The organism is Bacillus sp. BACIII (genome assembly GCF_057836745.1).
This window is the reverse complement of the sequence record NZ_CM174437.1, coordinates 3872805-3889338: the sequence shown is the minus strand read 5'-3', so window position 1 is coordinate 3889338 and position 16534 is coordinate 3872805. Positions and strand designations below refer to the sequence as shown.

Genomic DNA, 16534 nt, shown 5'->3' with positions numbered 1-16534 from the left:
GTAGTTTGACTGACTACGCACATCACTGTGCGATTTATTTAAAACTTTGAATTAACAGGTACGTTTTGTCTTGTTTAGTTTTCAAAGAACTTTTTTCACTTCTCTCGAAGCGACCTCTTAATCATAACATTTTCAGTTTGATAGGTCAATACTTTTTTAAAAAACTTTTTCAGCAGACTGTCTTTGTGTTGAAAAGACAACAAAAAGAATTATATCAGCATCATCGTTGTGTGTCAAAGCTTTTTTCGTTTCTTTATATAGAAAAAGCGCAGCCTGTTACAGCTGCGCTTTTTCATCTATTCTTCTTCCGTTTCTTCCGGCTCTTCTTCATTCTTTTCCACTAGCGCCACAGTGGCCACGTGCTCTTCATCGGACATGCGGATCAGACGGACGCCTTGTGTTACGCGTCCCGTAGTGGAGATATCGTTAATATCCATTCTGATTAACACGCCGCTTGCCGTAATAATCATTAGGTCTTCTTCGCCTCTTGTGGCTTTTACTGTTACTAGCGGACCGTTGCTGTCAGTGATTTTACATGTTTTAAGGCCTTTTCCGCCCCGGCTTTGGACTCTGTATTCTGAGGCCGGCGTACGTTTGCCATAGCCGTTTTCCGTCACTATGAGGACATGGGAGTCTTCTTCAAGAATCTCCATGCCTACCACGACATCATCATCTGTCAGCGTAATGCCTTTAACACCTGCAGCGGTGCGTCCCATTTGTCTTACATCTTCTTCAGGGAAACGGATCAGCAAGCCATTCTTCGTTCCGATGATGATTTGTTTCTTGCCGTCAGTCAGACGGACGGCCATCAGTTCATCGTCTTCCCGAAGACCTAAAGCGATCAGCCCGTTATTCCGTATATTCGCAAACTGGGACAGTGCCGTACGTTTCGACACCCCTTGTTTGGTCGTGAAGAAGAGGTAAAGCTCCTCATCAAATGTGCTGACCGGAATAATGGCATTAATCCATTCGCCTTTTTCAACCTCCAGGAGGTTAATAATCGGAATGCCTTTTGCGGTACGGCCGTATTCAGGGATTTCATATCCTTTTGAACGATATACCTTCCCTTTATTAGAGAAGAACAGAATCGTATCGTGCGTCGATGTAGAAATTAAGTGTTCCACAAAGTCATCTTCATTCGTTCCCATTCCCTGCACGCCTTTTCCGCCCCGTTTTTGACTGCGGTATGTGGACGCTGGGAGGCGTTTAACATAGCCGTTATGAGTCAGCGTGATGACGATGTTTTCTCTCTCGATGAGATCTTCATCTTCAATTGTTTCAAGACCGGACGTCACGATTTCAGTGCGTCTCTCATCATTGAACCGCTCTTTGATTTCGTTGAGTTCTTCACGGATGATCTCGAGCACTCTTTCTTCATTGGCTAAAATATCTTTCAGCTCGGCGATAAGCGCAACAAGTGATTGATATTCCTCTTCGATCTTTTCGCGCTCCAGACCGGTTAATCGCTGAAGACGCATGTCCAGAATGGCTTGCGCCTGTTTTTCAGTCAGTGAAAATTGTTCGATTAAACCCGTTCTCGCAATTTCAGCCGTCTGAGAACTACGGATAAGAGAAATCACCGCGTCTAAATGATCGAGAGCGATTCTTAACCCTTCCAGAATGTGAGCTCTCGCCTCCGCTTTACGAAGTTCGTAAGCCGTTCTGCGTCGGATCACGACCTTTTGGTGATCAAGATAGTGCTCCAGACATTCTTTCAGGTTTAATACCTTCGGCTGTCCATCGACGAGCGCCAGCAGGTTGATTCCGAAAGACGTCTGCAGAGCCGTTTGTTTGTACAGGTTATTCAGAATGACGTGAGCATTGGCGTCACGGCGGATCTCGATGACGACTCTCATTCCGTTACGGTCGGATTCGTCACGCAGATCGGTGATTCCTTCGATTTTTTTGTCCCGGACGAGATCTGCGATTTTTTCAATTAATCTCGCTTTGTTGACCTGATAAGGAAGTTCCGTAACAATAATTCTTTCTTTTCCCGAGGATGTCTCTTCGATTTCAGCCTTAGCCCGGATCGTGATTGATCCCCGTCCGGATTCATATGCCTTGCGGATGCCGCTCCGGCCTAAAATCTGACCGGCCGTCGGAAAATCAGGGCCCGGAATATATTCCATCAGCTCTTGGATTGTGATCTCAGGATTCTCACTTACGGCAAGCACGCCTTCTATGACTTCTCCAAGCTGATGCGGGGGAATGTTTGTCGCCATTCCGACCGCAATACCGGCAGCCCCGTTTACGAGCAGATTCGGAAATCTCGAAGGCATGACGGCAGGTTCTCTTTCTGAACCGTCATAGTTGTCTTGATAGTCAATCGTGTCTTTCGTAATGTCCCGGAGGATTTCCATTGCGATTTTTGACATTCTCGCTTCTGTGTAACGCATCGCAGCCGCAGAGTCGCCGTCTACCGAACCGAAGTTGCCGTGTCCGTCAACAAGCATGTAGCGGTAGTTAAAATCCTGCGCCATTCTGACCATTGATTCGTAAACCGCTGAATCACCGTGCGGGTGGTACTTACCGATAACTTCGCCGACGATACGGGCTGATTTTTTATATGGTTTGTCACTGGTCATGCCTAAATCATTCATTGCGTACAAAATCCGTCTGTGAACCGGCTTCAGACCGTCACGCACATCCGGAAGCGCCCGGGATACGATAACGCTCATTGCATAGTCCAGGAAGGATGTCCGCATTTCCTGACTGATATTGACTTCACGTACTTGTGGTGTGTTTTGTTCACTCATTAAAAAAACCTCCCTGAAGTATCACATGAAATAATGTGGGAGTAGATTGTCCATTATGATCTTCAATACGATTTCACTATTCTCCATTATATCAATAAACTTGTGTTTATACACATTAATTTAGCAGAATATACGGGTTTTGCGGGTTTTCAGAGGCTGCTTGAAGCCGCTTTGAGAAAAAAGCCTTATTTCTTAACGAAAATAAGGCTTTCATGGTTAAATATCAAGGTTTTTCACGTATCTGGCGTTTGCTTCTATGAAATTTCTGCGCGGTTCTACTTTATCGCCCATCAGCATTTCGAACGTCTCATCAGCGTCCATCGCATCTTCAAGATTGACTTGCAGAAGCGTTCTGGTCGCCGGATCCATTGTCGTTTCCCAAAGCTGAGTCGCATTCATTTCTCCAAGACCTTTATAACGCTGGAGGCCGGGCTTAGGCGATTGCGGAAGCTCTTTTAAAAGCTCATCAAGCTGCTTATCGTTATAAGCGTATTCCACCCGTTTTCCCTGCTGCACTTTATAAAGCGGCGGCTGAGCAATGTAGACATAGCCGTTTTCAATAATTTCCCGCATGTATCTGTAGAAGAACGTTAATAAAAGCGTTCTGATGTGGGCGCCGTCGACATCGGCATCCGTCATGATGACTACTTTATGATAACGCGCTTTTTCAAGATTAAAATCTTCTCCGATACCCGTGCCGAGAGCCGTAATCATTGATCTGACCTCATTATTTGAGAGAATCTTATCAAGTCTGGCTTTCTCAACGTTCAGAATCTTACCGCGCAGCGGCAGAATGGCTTGGAAATGGCGGTCCCGTCCCTGTTTCGCTGATCCGCCCGCAGAGTCACCCTCTACGATATAGAGCTCGGAAATGCTAGGATCTTTAGAAGAACAGTCGGCCAGTTTACCCGGCAGATTGGAAATCTCAAGCGCGCTTTTGCGGCGGGTCAATTCCCGCGCTTTTTTCGCCGCCATCCGCGCTCTTGCGGCCATTAAGCCTTTTTCAACGATTTTGCGGGCTGAATCCGGATTTTCAAGAAGGAATGTTTCCAGCGCAGCAGAAAACAGCGTATCAGTGATCGTTCTCGCTTCAGAGTTGCCGAGCTTCGTTTTCGTCTGCCCTTCAAATTGCGGATCAGGGTGCTTAATTGAAATAATGGCAGTCAGCCCTTCTCTCACATCATCCCCGCTTAAATTCGGATCATTTTCTTTGAAAATCCCTTTTCTCCTTGCATAGTCGTTTATGACACGGGTCAGACCGGTTTTAAATCCGGCCTCGTGTGTGCCGCCTTCGTATGTGTTGATATTATTCGCGAAAGAATAAATATTGCTTGTATAGCTGTCGTTGTATTGCAATGCAACTTCAACCGTAATGCCGTCTTTCTCGCCTTCGATATAAATCGGCTCTTCGTGAACGACTTCTTTGGAACGGTTTAAGTACTCAACATAGCTCTTGATTCCGCCTTCGTAGTGGTACTCGTTTTTCCGTTCTAGTCCTTCACGTTTGTCTTCAATCGTGATGTTTACGCCTTTTGTCAGGAAGGCCAATTCGCGGACACGGTTTGAAAGCAGATCATAGTCGTATACAGTTGTTTCTTTGAAAATTTCCGGATCGGGAACGAAGTGCGTAATCGTCCCGGTCTTGTCAGTGTCACCGATCACTTCAAGATCAGCCGCCGGAACACCGCGTTCATACGCCTGATAATGGATTTTCCCGTCACGATGGACCGTAACGTCAAGAGTGGTCGACAAGGCGTTTACGACAGACGCCCCTACACCGTGAAGACCGCCGGATACTTTATATCCGCTTCCGTCAAATTTACCGCCGGCGTGAAGAACGGTCATGATGACTTCAACCGCAGGGCGGCCCATCTTCTCTTGGATACCGACCGGAATTCCGCGCCCGTTGTCTGTAACGGTAATGCTGTTATCTTTCTCAATCACGATGTTAATATCTGTACAATAACCGGCCAGGGCTTCGTCAATACTGTTGTCGACGATTTCCCATACCAAATGGTGAAGGCCTTTGCTGTTAGTTGATCCGATGTACATCCCCGGTCTCTTTCGAACAGCTTCCAAACCTTCTAATACCTGTATCTGATTCTCATCATAACTATTTTGCTGCTGTTCCATAGCCATGCACATTCACCTACACTTTTCTTAAACGATATATTCATTGTAAAGATCCGCTAAGAATCTATTTCTAACATAAATTGCGCACGTTTCTTCAGTGTGCCGGAAGATAAGGGAGAGTAATATATATTCTCAGTCGTGACTACGATAGACTTTGGCGTGCCGTTTACGGACGGCACTACTTTTTCCTTCTGTCTGTCCAGAAATTCTTCAACGATCGGCGATACATTGACCTTGCAGTCAAAAATGCCGACGATATCGCGTGTTGAAACGACAAAGTCGTCACCTAAATGAATATACAATCGCTCACCTCATTTCTTCACTTCACTAACGCACCGTTTTCCACACGGAACATTCCTGCTTGATGTAAGGTTTCGTGGTCAATGCCATCCACGCTCGTCGTGGTGACAAATGTCTGCACACGGCCTTGGATTGTATGAAGCAAATGGGACTGGCGGTAATCATCCAGCTCGCTTAGTACATCATCCAAAAGTAAAATGGGATATTCTCCGATTTCTTCATGAATCAAATCTATTTCGGCCAGCTTCAAAGACAAAGCCGTCGTACGCTGCTGTCCCTGCGAACCGTAAGTCTGCACATCGCGTCCGTTCACATAAAAAAGGACATCATCCCGATGCGGTCCGAATAAGGTGACGCCCCGTTCTATTTCTTTTTCTTTTAATTTCGAAAAAGACTCCTGGTAGCTGTTACCTATTTTCGACAAATCTTTAGGATCTGATACATCAAGCGCCGTGTGATACTTAAGCGTCAGTTCCTCAAGCCCCCGGGAAATGCCCGAATGGATCGGCTGCGCCCATTTTTCAAGCTGCGCCGTAAACTGCAGACGTTTGGCGACAACTTTTGCGGCTGCCTCAATCAGCTGATCAGTGAGAACGTCAAGCATAGTCCGGTCAGTCTGTTTCCGGCTTTGCAGCTGTTTCAGAAAATGATTCCGTTGGGAAAGGATTTTTTGATAAAGAGATAAATCATACAGATAAACGGCAGAAACCTGCCCGATCTCCATATCAAGAAATCTCCTCCTGACCTGCGGGCTGCCTTTGACGAGATTTAAGTCCTCCGGGGCGAACATAATGGTGTTCAGCGCTCCGACATACTGACTGAGTTTTTGCTGTTCTATGTGATTGACCTTGCCCTTTTTACCTTTTTTGGAGATGACCAACTGCATCGGGATGTCCCCGTTGCGCTTCATCACTCTTCCTTCTATTTTAGCATAGTCTTCGTCCCACCGTATAAGTTCTTTATCATTTGAGGTGCGGTGTGATTTTGCCATCGAAAGGACATAGATGGCTTCCATCAGATTGGTTTTGCCTTGGGCATTCTCTCCGATGATCACATTCACCTTGTTTTCGAATTGAAGCTCAGCGCGCTCATAATTACGGTAGGATGTTAATTCTAAATTTTGGATATACAACCGCTGTCACCCGCTTTAATTGACGACTTGAAATGAACCAAATCCTTCAATCGCGACCACGTCTCCAACATAGAGCTTTCTGCCGCGGCGATTGTCAGGTTCATTATTGACAGTCACCTCATGCTCGCTCAGAAACCATTTCGCCATACCGCCGGACTGAATCACATCGGCTAATTTTAAAAACTGGCCAAGCGTAATCATTTCTGTGTCAATCGAAATCGGATTTGCCATAATATCGACCTCTTTCAAATATCACTAATATCTAATTGTACTAAAAAATCCTGAAATAAGGAAAGGGAAAACTTGAGGGAGCAGGCTGATGAACAGAATGTGCTGCCGAACTAAGCCGGCAGCACATTCTGTTTGATTAATACGTTCGGACCGGAAGGATGAGCTGAACGATGGTTTCATCATTCGGCGTACGGATAAGAAACGGTCTCATCGCTCCCGTAAAGCTGATACGGATGTCCGCTCCTTCAAGTACTTTCAGTGCGTCCATCATATATTTTGGACTGAATGAAATATTTAATTCCTCACCGTCAATCCGGTCAGCGAGCACAGCTTCGACCACTTTCCCGATTTCAGGAGAATTTGATGAAATTTCAAGCGAGTCCGCCGGTTTGGCAGAAAGCTTTACAACGTTGTTGCGGCCTTCTCTCGCCAATAAAGAAGCACGGTCTATCGCCTGTAAAAATTCTTTTGTGTTCACGACGATTTCCGTTTTGCTTTCCTGCGGAATTAAGCTGGTCGTATCCGGATAGTTTCCGTCAAGCAGCCTTGAGAAGAACAAGACGTTTTTCGCTTTAAACAGAACTTGGGTTTCTGTAATGACGATATCCACCAGCTCTTGATTGTCATCAAGAATTTTGCTCAGCTCGGTTAAACTTTTTCCGGGGATGACGACGTTGTAAGAGCTGTCTTCCGGAATATCAAGCTTTGCCTTTCTTAAAGCAAGTCGATGGCTATCCGTGGCAGTGCATAATAATTCACCGTTTTCCACTTTCCAGTTTACACCTGTCAAGATAGGGCGTGTTTCTGAGGCGGACACAGCAAACACGGTTTGACGGATTAAGTTTTTCAAAAGATCCGTCGGAATCTGAATGGCATGGTGCTCTTCGATTTGCGGAAGATGCGGATATTCATCTGCATCAAGACCGTTCAAATTAAATTCCGCTTTTCCGGAACGGATAATTGTTAAATATTGATTTTGAACTTCCATTTCAACCGTCGCCATCGGCAGTTTTTTAACGATTTCACTGAAGAAACGCGCTTGCAGCACGATACTACCCGGCTGATCAATCGTCACGATTTCTTTGTCATCTTCTTCTTTCGGAATGAATGACTCGATTGAAATATCAGAATCGCTTCCCGTAAAAGATACTCCTTCATCTGAGGCTACGATCTTAATACCGGTGAGAATGGGAATTGTAGTTCTGGATGAAACGGCTTTTAGAACGTCTTGTACACTTTCAACTAAACGATCTTTTTGAATCGTAAATTTCATGTTTATCCTCCTAACGGATAATATAATTAATATATTTTAAAAATAGCAGTAGTAATAGTAGGGCCTGTGGATTTGTGGATAAGTTGTGAGAAAGACAGGAAACACAGCCTATCCACATGTGGACAGACTGTGCATGGCTAGCGAAAAGTTATTCACACTTTCCCCGATTCATCCGCGGGCTCTATTATTTAAGCTGTTCTTTTATTTCTTTTACCTGTTGCTGAAGCTGCTCGTCATCAATCAGCAGTTTTGAAATCTTTTCATGAGCATGAATGACGGTTGTATGGTCTCTCCCGCCAAATTCTTCTCCGATTTTAGGCAAAGAAGAGTCCGTCATTTCTCTGGAAAGATACATGGCAATTTGTCTTGGGAACGCAACGGATTTCGTACGCTTTTTCGCTTTGAAATCTTCAAGCTTAATGTTGAACTGCTGTCCGACAATCCGCTGAATCTCTTTTATCGTGATGACCTTAGGCTTTGCGGAAGGAATAATATCTTTCAATGCTTCTGCAGCCAGGTCCGCATTAATGTCTTTATTGATTAAAGATGAATAGGCAACAACCCGGATTAATGCCCCTTCCAGTTCACGGATGTTGCTGTCAATCTGATTCGCGATGTAAAGCATGACCTCGTTCGGAATATCAAGGCCTTCCGCCTTCGCTTTTTTTCTCAGGATGGCAATCCGCGTTTCCAGATCAGGCGGCGTGATATCCGTAATCAATCCCCATTCGAATCGCGAACGCAGGCGATCTTCAAGGGTCGGGATCTCTTTCGGCGGTCTGTCACTGGAAATCACGATTTGTTTGCTTTCTTCATGAAGCGTATTGAATGTATGGAAAAACTCTTCCTGTGTTTGTTCTTTTCCGGCTAAAAATTGAATATCATCTATCAAAAGTACATCAACATTCCGGTAGCGGTTGCGAAAATCAACGGCTTTATTGTCGCGTATTGAGTTGATGAATTCATTTGTGAATTTTTCAGAAGACAGGTACACCACTTTGGCTGAAGGATTATGATCAATGACATAATGGCCGATTGCGTGCATTAAGTGGGTTTTTCCTAAACCGACTCCCCCGTAAATAAATAAAGGGTTGTACGCTTTAGCGGGTGCTTCCGCTACAGCCAGTGATGCTGCATGGGCGAATCGGTTTCCCGATCCGATGACGAATGTGTCGAATGTATATTTCGGGTTGAGCATGCTTTGGGGAAAATCAGACGGTTCCTCTTTTGCCGCTTTTTTCACTTGCGGTTTCGGCAAAAAGTCTTCCGCATCCTGATTTTGAGGAATGACAAATTTGACGCTCAATTCTTCCCCGGTCAATTCATATATGGTATCTGCAATGAGATGTAAGTACCTGGACTCCAGCCAGTCTCTGGCAAATTCATTGGGAGCGGTGATGGTTAAGGTATCTCCTTGCAGCGAATGGGCTTTCGTCGACTTCATCCAAGTTTCGAAGCTCGGTTTGCTTAACTTTTTCTCTATCTGAGCTAAAGCTTGATTCCAAAGATCTAATATATTCTCCATTATCCGGCACAGCCCTCCTTTTCTTTAAAATCAGCGCTCTTCCCCTGTTATAGAACACAAAAAAAGAGCATATGGCTCTGACCATTCGTACACACGAAATGTTGAAAACATATAGTATAGTAGAAAAATAGCTTTTCGACAAATTCCACAAGTTGTGGACAACAATCTACACAAGCTGTGTGAAAACAATCCACAACTTATCCACACTTTGTGGATAAAGAGAACGGAGTGAATCAATAATTAAGAGTTAAAACACAAATATAATATCAAATTAAGCGAGGACTTGCAACGGTTCTCGTAATCTTATCCACAAACCTGACAACTTGTTGAAAAATCTTTGTCCACAGGGGTTAGCAATGTGAAAATGTTGTCGATAACGATTGTGGATATTAAAAAAAGGCCAAAAAATTATCCACATACCGTTTTTTCCGGAGGGCGCGCGGCGTTTTTGCGTTAAAAAAAGGAATATGAAAATTAAGGTTTCTAATCTGGTTAAGGTATGTTATCCTATTATGGTTGTAAGAAATAAAAGCACTGCTGAAGTTGACAATGAATAGGCAGCACAAATATAATAAGTAAGACTGTCTTTAACAGCTATTCCTCGAGGGAGGTGTCATAAATGAAAAGAACATTCCAACCGAATAACCGTAAACGCAGTAAAGTTCATGGCTTCAGAAGCCGTATGAGTTCAAAAAACGGTCGTCTAGTATTAGCACGCCGTCGCCGCAAAGGCAGAAAAGTATTATCAGCTTAGGCCACTGAATAATGTCAGTGGTCTTTTTTCACATTAAGAGAAAAGAGATCATGCGTCGCCCGGTACTGGAGAAATTTCTTCAGTATTCCGGCGGCCCGTTTTTTTTAGGATAGAAATAAAAGTTTCTGCGAGTGAATATCGGAGTGAATCAAAGTGAAGAAGCGAAATCGGTTAAAGAAAAATGAAGATTTTCAAAAAGTGTTTAAACGCGGAACGTCTATGGCAAACCGCCAGTTCGTGCTGTATACGCTTGATCAGCCGCAGCAGGAAGAGCTCCGGGTAGGGCTTTCTGTCAGTAAAAAAATCGGCAACGCCGTCGTGCGCAACCGGGTGAAGCGGTTAATCAGACAGGCGGTTCAGGAGGAAAAAGAGCTGCTCAAGCCGAAAGATTTTATTATTATCGCTAGAAAACCCGCCGCCGACCTCAGTTTTGAAGAAACAAAAAAAAGTCTGCAGCACTTATTCAGAAAAACCTCTTTATATAAGAAATCTTCGTCAAAATAGCTCATATTTTGTTTTCTTCACGTTTTTAAAAGCGCTTCCTTTTGTTTGGCGAAAAATGACCGCCATTTAAAACTGAAAGATGCTAAAATACATACAAGGTTTATAAAGAATGGTATAGGAGGAAACGTTCTTGAAAAGGAGAATATGGTTACTACTGAGTATGGTCGGTATGCTCGTGCTGCTGGCCGGGTGCTCGAGTGTAAAAGAGCCGATTACGGCGAATAGTCCGCATTTCTGGGACAAATATGTTGTGTACCCATTGTCAGAAGTCATTACGTACGTAGCAAAACTGACGGGCGATAACTATGGTTTATCGATCATCATCGTTACGATTTTAATCCGTCTGCTGATTCTGCCGCTGATGATCAAGCAGCTTCGAAGCTCAAAAGCAATGCAGGCGCTTCAGCCGGAAATGCAGAAGCTTAGAGAAAAATACAGCTCAAAAGATCAAAAAACGCAGCAGAAGCTTCAGCAGGAAACAATGGCCCTGTTTTCAAAGCATGGGGTAAACCCATTGGCGGGATGTTTTCCGATCCTGATTCAAATGCCGATTTTGATCGGATTCTACCACGCGATTATGCGTACGCAAGCCATTTCACAGCACAGCTTTTTATGGTTTGATTTAGGAGAGAAAGATCCTTACTATATTCTTCCTATCGTTGCCGGTGTGGCCACTTTTGTCCAGCAGAAGCTGATGATGGCCGGAAATCCATCTCAGAATCCTCAAATGGCAATGATGGTATGGATTATGCCGATCATGATCATCGTATTTGCGATCAACTTCCCGAGCGCGCTTTCTCTGTATTGGGTAGTCGGAAACCTGTTTATGATTGCTCAGACATTCCTTATTAAAGGGCCTGACATTAAACACGATCCGGAAACGCAGAAAGCGGGAGGAAAGAAAAAGTGAAGAAGGTGACTGCTGCGGGACGGAATGTCAAAGAAGCAGTTCAATCAGGCCTTCAGGAACTTCAACTGACGGAAGATCAAGTAGAAATAACGGTGGTGCAGGAAGAATCTAAAGGATTTTTGGGTATTTTCGGAAAAAAGAATGCGATCGTAGAACTGGAAGAGAAAAAAAATCCTGTTCAGGAAGCGAAAGCGTATCTGGAAGAAATCATCAATTCCATTGCGGGGCCTTCTGAGATTGTCACGGAAGAAAACAAGAAAACAGTCTGTTTTCACATTAAAGGTGAAAAAGCGGCGCTGCTTATTGGCAAAAGAGGACAAACACTCAATGCTCTGGAAACATTGACGCAGCTTGTTTTGAACCGCGGCTCCGGCCAGTATCGCCACGCCGTTGTCGACGCTGAAAATTATCGTCTGAAAAGAAGAGAAATTCTGGACCAGCTGGCAAACAGGCTGGCCAAGCAGGTGTCGAAAACAAAAAAAGATGTGCATTTAGAACCGATGCCGTCAGGCGAAAGAAAAATCATCCATGACGCTCTGTCGAAGCACCCAAATATCAAAACTTTTTCTACCGGTGAAGGCCGGTACCGCCATCTCGTTATTTCCCATAAAGATAGCAGAAAACCGAAGTCCGGGTAAAATCGGAACTTCGGTTTTTTTATTGGCAAAAACGGCTCTATTCCTAAGCAGAATCGCATTTTTTGCGTTTAAGTTTTTTCTTTTTCGGTGTATGCTGTTGATAAAAAAGGTTTTAGGAAATAAAATTAATTGTTATTCACATGTGGATAAGTTAAAGTAATAAGGGATGAATTTCTGCCTTTGTGGATAACGTATCTTCCACTTCAAACCAAACTATGTTATCTTTTAATTTTGGCGTAAATCAATTTTTTATATAGATGGAAACAGAGATAAAGAGAGGTGAACAGCATGGATACAATTGCAGCGATTTCAACTCCGATGGGTGAAGGCGCGATCGCGATCGTTCGGCTGAGCGGGCCGGAAGCCGTGAAAATTGCCGACAAAATGTACAAAGGTCCGAAAGGCAAAACGCTCAGTTCGGCAGAATCGCATACCATTCATTACGGGCATATCGCAGACAGCACGACGGGACGGATTATTGAGGAAGTGATGGTGTCTGTTTTAAGAGCGCCCAGAACATTCACAAGGGAAGATGTCATTGAAATCAACTGTCACGGAGGAATTGTGACGGTTAATCAGGTGCTCCAGCTTGCTTTAAGAGAAGGTGCGAGACTGGCGGAACCCGGTGAGTTTACGAAGCGCGCATTTTTAAACGGACGGATTGACCTTTCACAGGCGGAAGCGGTGATGGATCTGATCAGGGCCAAAACGGACCGTGCCATGAATGTCGCCATGAACCAGATGGAAGGACGGCTTTCCGCGCTAGTCCGCCGTCTTCGGGATGAATTGTTAGAAACACTTGCCCATGTTGAGGTTAATATAGATTATCCGGAATATGATGACGTCGAAGAAATGACTCATCAGCTTCTGGTGGAGAAGGCGGGCGGCGTGAAGAAAGAAATTGAAGCGCTGCTTCGTACGTCTGAGCAGGGGAAAATTTTACGCGAGGGATTGTCTACCGTAATCATCGGCCGTCCGAACGTCGGGAAATCCTCTTTGCTTAACAGTCTTGTCCATGAAACGAAGGCGATCGTAACGGATATTCCGGGAACGACGCGTGATGTGATTGAGGAATATGTCAATGTCCGAGGCGTGCCGCTCCGGCTTGTCGATACTGCCGGAATCCGTGAGACCGAAGACATCGTCGAAAGAATCGGTGTAGAACGCTCACGCCAGGTTCTGAAGGAAGCGGATCTCATTTTGCTTGTGCTTAACCACAGCGAAGAGCTTTCTGAAGAAGATGTGAAATTATTTGAAGCTGTTGAGGGAATGGACGTCATAGTCATTATGAATAAGACGGATCTTGAGGCTAAGATTGACGCTGAGCGCGTCAAGGAGCTTGCGAAAGGCCGGCCTGTCGTCACGACCTCATTGCTGAAAGAAGAAGGCATTCAAGATTTAGAGGAAGCGATTCAGTCGCTATTTTATACAGGAGCGATCGAAAGCGGAGATCTCACATATGTCAGCAATACCCGTCATATCTCGATTCTGCATCAGGCAAAGCAAGCGATTGATGATGCGCTGAACGGAATTGAACAGGATGTTCCGATTGATATGGTGCAAATTGATCTGACAAGGTGCTGGGAGCTGCTGGGCGAAATCATCGGTGATGCCGTCCACGAAAGCTTAATTGATCAGCTCTTTTCACAATTTTGTTTAGGTAAATAAAAGGGAGGAAAAAACCATGGGGTATGAAGCAGGCCAATACGACGTGATCGTCATCGGCGCCGGGCATGCCGGTGTTGAGGCTGCCCTCGCATCCGCGCGCCAGGGAGCTAAAACGCTTGTTTTGACGATTAATCTTGATATGGTTGCGTTTATGCCATGTAATCCGTCTGTCGGCGGCCCCGCAAAAGGGATTGTCGTCCGCGAAATTGACGCGCTCGGCGGAGAAATGGCTAGAAATATAGATAAAACTCATATTCAAATGAGAATGCTGAATACAGGGAAAGGTCCGGCCGTACGGGCGCTGCGTGCGCAGGCGGATAAATTCCAATATCAGCATGAAATGAAGCATACGCTGGAAAAAACACCGAATTTGACACTTCTTCAAGGGATTGCCGAGCGTTTAATCATTGAAGACGGTAAGTGCCGCGGTGTCATTACGCAAACCGGTGCTGAATATAAGGCAAAATCGGTCGTGCTGACAACCGGAACGTATTTAAGAGGGCGGATCATTCTCGGAGATCTGTCTTACTCAAGCGGTCCGAATAACCAGCAGCCGTCTATTAAACTTTCTGAGCACTTAGAGGAGCTTGGTTTTGATCTCGTTCGTTTTAAAACGGGAACGCCTCCACGCGTCTCAAGTGATTCCATTGATTACAGCAAAACGGAAATCCAGCCGGGAGATCCGGTTCCGCGCGCTTTCTCATATGAAACGGTTGAATACATTACCGATCAGCTGCCTTGCTGGCTGACTTACACGAGTCCTGAGACTCATGAGATCATTGACAGCAACCTGCATCGTTCACCAATGTATTCCGGTATGATTAAGGGAACAGGACCGCGATATTGCCCTTCCATTGAAGATAAAGTCGTTCGCTTTAATGATAAACCGCGTCACCAGATTTTCCTTGAGCCGGAAGGCAGAAATACGCAGGAAGTATACGTTCAAGGTTTATCCACGAGCCTTCCTGAGGACGTGCAGCAGCGGATGCTGGCGACCATTCCGGGACTGGAAAAGGTGCAGATGATGAGAGCCGGATACGCGATTGAGTATGACGCGATCGTACCGACGCAGCTCTGGCCTACACTGGAGACGAAAAAAATCCCTAACCTGTACACGGCCGGTCAAATTAACGGTACATCAGGCTATGAGGAAGCAGCCGGGCAAGGAATTATGGCAGGAATTAACGCAGGCCGCAAAGCGCTTGGAAAAGAAGAGGTTATCCTCAGCCGTTCCGATGCGTATATCGGTGTATTGATTGATGATTTGGTAACGAAAGGAACCAATGAACCGTATCGTCTGCTGACTTCACGGGCGGAATACAGACTGCTGCTCCGCCATGACAACGCGGATCTTCGTCTGACGGAAATCGGCCATGAGATCGGCTTAATTTCGGATGAGCGCTATGAAGCGTTTGAAAAGAAAAAAGCGGCGATCGAGGCTGAGAAAAAACGTCTCTGGTCTGTTATTATCAAGCCGTCTCCTGAGAATCAGGAATATATCCGTTCACTCGGCGGAAGCGAGCTGAAAGATGGAGTGCGCGGCACAGATTTAATGAAACGTCCGGAAATGAACTATGAAACAGTGACAAAACTAGCGCCTGCTGATTCTCCGGTTCCGCAAGATGTGGCGGAACAAGTGGAAATCCAAGTGAAATATGAAGGATATATCGAAAAATCCTTGCAGCAAGTGGAGAAGCTGAAGAAAATGGAAAATAAAAAAATCCCTGATCGGATTGATTATGACGCCATTAAAGGAATTGCTACTGAAGCCCGTCAAAAGCTGAAAGAAGTGCGTCCTTTATCAGTTGCTCAAGCGTCCCGTATTTCCGGGGTCAATCCGGCAGACATTTCAATCCTGCTGGTTTACCTGGAGCAGGGCCGTATTGCCAAGGTAGCTGAATAGAAAGGATGACGGCATGAGTATAGAGGAATTTACATCCAGTTTAGCGGAGAAAGGGATTTCCCTTTCTGACCGCCAGCTGGAGCAATTCGAGTTGTATTACCAGATGCTCGTGGAATGGAACGAAAAAATGAATCTGACGTCCATCACTGAGAAAAAGGAAGTATATCTTAAGCATTTTTATGATTCGATTACGGCGGCATTTTATATTGATTTTGAAAAGGTCACCACTCTTTGTGATGTTGGCGCCGGTGCCGGTTTTCCAAGCCTGCCCGTCAAAATCTGCTTCCCGCATCTGCATGTCACCATCGTCGATTCACTGAATAAGCGGATTACGTTTTTGGAAACTCTCTCTGATGCTTTACAATTAGAGCATACGACATTTGTCCATGACAGGGCAGAGACATTCGGACAGCGGAAGGACGTCCGGGAAAGCTTTGATCTCGTGACCGCTCGTGCGGTGGCGCGTCTGTCAGTCCTGAGTGAGCTTTGTCTGCCGCTTGTCAAGAAAAACGGCGTATTTGCGGCACTAAAAGCAGCAGCCGCTGATGAAGAGCTGAAAGCGGGGCAAAAGGCGATTAAAGTATTGGGAGGAGAGCTAGAACAAGTTCATTCCTTTACACTTCCCGTCGAAGAAAGTGAACGGAACATTATGATCATTCGCAAGACGAAAAGCACTCCGAAAAAATATCCGAGAAAACCGGGTACTCCGAATAAATCGCCAATTGAAGGGTAATTTAGACAGCCTGATGTGACAATTCCATCATATTTTCTGCAAAATTGATGAAGATACAGCAGGAAAAACCATGA

At 45.1% G+C, this 16534-nt stretch carries 14 protein-coding genes; 7 read left to right on the top strand and 7 right to left on the bottom strand.

All coding sequences use genetic code 11. From position 1 onward, the window contains the following. Positions 1–296: 296 nt before the first annotated feature. The 7 genes from gyrA to dnaA form a co-directional block, all read right to left on the bottom strand. Positions 297–2756, bottom strand: a complete 2460-nt coding sequence (gene gyrA, locus ACXN9U_RS19245) for a DNA gyrase subunit A (protein ID WP_060963789.1) — start codon at positions 2754–2756, stop codon at positions 297–299. Between the two features lie 216 nt (positions 2757–2972). Beyond that, on the bottom strand, positions 2973–4889 hold the full coding sequence (gene gyrB / locus ACXN9U_RS19240) for a DNA topoisomerase (ATP-hydrolyzing) subunit B (RefSeq protein ID WP_060965087.1): 1917 nt from the start codon (positions 4887–4889) through the stop codon (positions 2973–2975). Between the two features lie 56 nt (positions 4890–4945). Further along, positions 4946–5191, bottom strand: coding sequence for an extracellular matrix regulator RemB (gene remB, locus ACXN9U_RS19235; RefSeq protein WP_004392908.1), 246 nt, complete (start codon positions 5189–5191; stop codon positions 4946–4948). A gap of 17 nt (positions 5192–5208) precedes the next feature. After that, a complete protein-coding gene (gene recF / locus ACXN9U_RS19230; protein ID WP_013350724.1) occupies positions 5209–6321 on the bottom strand; it encodes a DNA replication/repair protein RecF in 1113 nt (370 codons plus the stop codon). A gap of 15 nt (positions 6322–6336) precedes the next feature. Continuing rightward, positions 6337–6552, bottom strand: coding sequence for a ribosome maturation protein RlbA (gene rlbA / locus ACXN9U_RS19225; protein WP_004392910.1), 216 nt, complete (start codon positions 6550–6552; stop codon positions 6337–6339). 136 nt (positions 6553–6688) lie between these two features. Beyond that, positions 6689–7825: a DNA polymerase III subunit beta gene (gene dnaN, locus ACXN9U_RS19220; protein ID WP_060963791.1), complete on the bottom strand. Its 1137-nt coding sequence runs from the start codon at positions 7823–7825 to the stop codon at positions 6689–6691. Positions 7826–8009: 184 nt separating this feature from the next. Then, positions 8010–9350 carry a chromosomal replication initiator protein DnaA gene (gene dnaA / locus ACXN9U_RS19215; protein ID WP_016937312.1) on the bottom strand — a complete coding sequence of 447 codons (1341 nt, stop codon included), beginning with the start codon at positions 9348–9350 and terminating at the stop codon, positions 8010–8012. 619 nt (positions 9351–9969) lie between these two features. Between dnaA and rpmH the strand changes: the two genes are divergently transcribed. The 7 genes from rpmH (at position 9970) to rsmG (ending at position 16460) form a co-directional block, all read left to right on the top strand. Then, complete coding sequence (gene rpmH / locus ACXN9U_RS19210; RefSeq protein WP_003178075.1) at positions 9970–10104, top strand: 50S ribosomal protein L34; 135 nt, start codon at positions 9970–9972, stop codon at positions 10102–10104. Positions 10105–10257: 153 nt separating this feature from the next. Continuing rightward, entirely contained in the window at positions 10258–10608 is a 351-nt protein-coding gene (gene rnpA / locus ACXN9U_RS19205; protein WP_016937314.1) for a ribonuclease P protein component, read from the top strand. Between the two features lie 160 nt (positions 10609–10768). Further along, positions 10769–11518, top strand: coding sequence for a YidC family membrane integrase SpoIIIJ (gene spoIIIJ, locus ACXN9U_RS19200; RefSeq protein WP_014471334.1), 750 nt, complete (start codon positions 10769–10771; stop codon positions 11516–11518). Further along, positions 11515–12156: an RNA-binding cell elongation regulator Jag/EloR gene (gene jag / locus ACXN9U_RS19195; protein WP_049627746.1), complete on the top strand. Its 642-nt coding sequence runs from the start codon at positions 11515–11517 to the stop codon at positions 12154–12156. The genes spoIIIJ and jag overlap by 4 nt, the downstream gene beginning before the upstream one ends. A gap of 288 nt (positions 12157–12444) precedes the next feature. Continuing rightward, on the top strand, positions 12445–13824 hold the full coding sequence (gene mnmE, locus ACXN9U_RS19190) for a tRNA uridine-5-carboxymethylaminomethyl(34) synthesis GTPase MnmE (RefSeq protein WP_014419389.1): 1380 nt from the start codon (positions 12445–12447) through the stop codon (positions 13822–13824). A gap of 16 nt (positions 13825–13840) precedes the next feature. Further along, positions 13841–15727 carry a tRNA uridine-5-carboxymethylaminomethyl(34) synthesis enzyme MnmG gene (gene mnmG / locus ACXN9U_RS19185; RefSeq protein ID WP_060963793.1) on the top strand — a complete coding sequence of 629 codons (1887 nt, stop codon included), beginning with the start codon at positions 13841–13843 and terminating at the stop codon, positions 15725–15727. Positions 15728–15740: 13 nt separating this feature from the next. After that, entirely contained in the window at positions 15741–16460 is a 720-nt protein-coding gene (gene rsmG / locus ACXN9U_RS19180) for a 16S rRNA (guanine(527)-N(7))-methyltransferase RsmG (protein ID WP_489202051.1), read from the top strand. Positions 16461–16534 lie beyond the last annotated feature (74 nt).